The 2,045-nt window shown below is 68.6% G+C and carries 1 protein-coding gene; it reads right to left on the minus strand.

Annotated elements, in window-relative coordinates; genetic code table 11:
- Positions 1 to 70 precede the first annotated feature (70 nt).
- Positions 71 to 2,045, minus strand: a 1,975-nt coding sequence (locus tag ABZS66_RS61475; protein WP_354774220.1) for a PAS domain S-box protein, incomplete at its 5' end; no start/stop codon positions are given.

A 2,045-nucleotide genomic window follows, 5' to 3' on the forward strand; every position in this document is an offset into this window, starting at 1 on the left:
CGATGGATGAGCTGGCCGCGGCGGCGGTAGTGGATCGCTGGCCAGTCGGCGGTGACTCCCAAAGGTCGTGCTATCGATGGTGGCGGGTGACGTCGCCATTCGCAGCGGTGATCGGAAGCTCCATATGTAGGGTGGTCCCCACACCTCGGGGACTTTGGAGCGAGATTCGGCCGCCGAGCGCCTCGACGCGGTCGTTGAGGCCAAGCAAGCCGGTGCCGCGAGTGAAGTCGGCGCCGCCGACACCGTCGTCGCGGACCGCGACGCGTAGGACGCTGTCGGTGGCGGTGGTTTCGACGGTGACCGCGACGGCCGAGGCGTGCGCGTGCTTGGCCGCGTTGGTCAATGCCTCGGCGACGACGTAGTAGGTGCTGACCTCGATATGTTCGGGCAGCCGTGCGTGCGCGTGCACGTTCAGGTCGACCGGGATTGGTGAGCGACGGGCGAGCGCGCGTAGCGCCGGACGGAGGCCGCCCTCGGTCAGGATCGCCGGGTGAATGCCACGCGCGATTTCGCGCAGTTCCTCGATCGCCCCGGTCGCCCCGGCGACGGCGTGATCGAGCTGTGCGTTGAGCTCGCCGAGCTCGGGCGGTAGCGCCGCTTGCGCCGCGCGCAGCTGCAGCGCCAGCGTGACCAGTTGCTGTTGGGCGCCGTCGTGCAGGTCCCGTTCGATGCGGCGGCGGGTCTGGTCGGCGGCGGCGATGATGCGTGCGCGCGATGTGGTGAGTTCGGCGCGGCTTTCGGCGTTGGCGATGGCGGTCGCGATGAGTTCGGTGAAGTCGGCCAGCCGGGGTTCGGTGTCCTGGGGTAGCCGTTCGAGTCGCGCTGCTACGCCTATCGCGCCCCAGATGCGGTCTTCCACGACGATCGGGCTGGCGACCGCGGAGCGGGCCTCGTCGGGGATGGCCCCGGGTGGTCTTGCCCGATTGGCGTTGTCCACGTCGCGGCGAGCCGCGCGGCTGGTCGCCTGGACTGTCGTCATGGCCGAGCAGGGGTCGAGTTTGCCGCGTGAACCGTAGTGGGCGTACGGGAGCGGGTAGCTACCCATGAGTGTCGCCTCCCCGTCCGGCTCGAACCGTGTGATCGTCGTGTTGTCGGCGCCAAAGAGCGTGGCGACCTCTTCGGCTACCGCCGTGAACACGAGATCCGGCGGTGCCCCACGGGCCACGAGCGTGGCCACCCGCCGCAACGCTGTCTGCTCGTCGGCGATGCGGCGGAACTCGGCATATAGGCGGGCCAGCTGTTCCTGCGAGCGCCGCAGAACCTCCTCTCGCCGCTCCCGTTCGGCCTCGAACTGCTTGCGCTCCGTGACATCGCGCGCGCTCGCGTAGATCAGGCCCTGCTCCGGTACGCCGAGCGCGATCCACTCCAGCCAGCGCGGCGAGCCACCCTTGCAGCGGTACCGGTTCTGGAAGTTGATTGTCTCGTGCCCCTCAGCCAGGGCCCTCGTCTCAGCGGCGGTGCGTTCCCGATCCTCCTCGTACACGAACTCGATGAAGGGCCGCTCCAACAGTTCCCTGGTGGAGTACCCGAGGGTTCGCTCGAACGCGGGGTTCACCCGCTTGAAGTAGCCGTCGAAGCCAGCCGTACAGATCAGGGCGCGCGACAGAGTGAAGATACGGTCGAGTTCCTCACGGGCCCGCTGCCGGGCTTCGAGGGTCCTCATCGTGCCGAGGGCCAGGTCGAGCACTCTGGCCATGCTCCGCACGAGGCTGACCTCGTCGACGCTGAACCCATCATCACCCGAGCGAGCAACCACGAGATGCCCGAGCGAACGGCAGTCCAACGGCACTACCACCGTGTGGCAACTGCCCGCGCCTGGAACGTCGAGCTTTGCCTTTCGCCGGTTGATGACCTCGGCAATCTCGGCCAGCGGTAGTCTGCCGACGGGGAAGCCGACCGAGCTGACCTGACCGTCACGTCTAAGCACAACGCCGACCTCGCACTCCAACGCGCGAGCAGCCCGCTCAGCGGCGACCAGGGTCGCCGCCGCGGCATCGGGTGCGGCCGATACAGCCGCGAGGAACTCGGCGAGGCACTGGGTCGAC

This window comes from Dactylosporangium sp. NPDC005572, assembly GCF_040605515.1.
Classification (GTDB): Bacteria; Actinomycetota; Actinomycetes; order Mycobacteriales; family Micromonosporaceae; genus Dactylosporangium.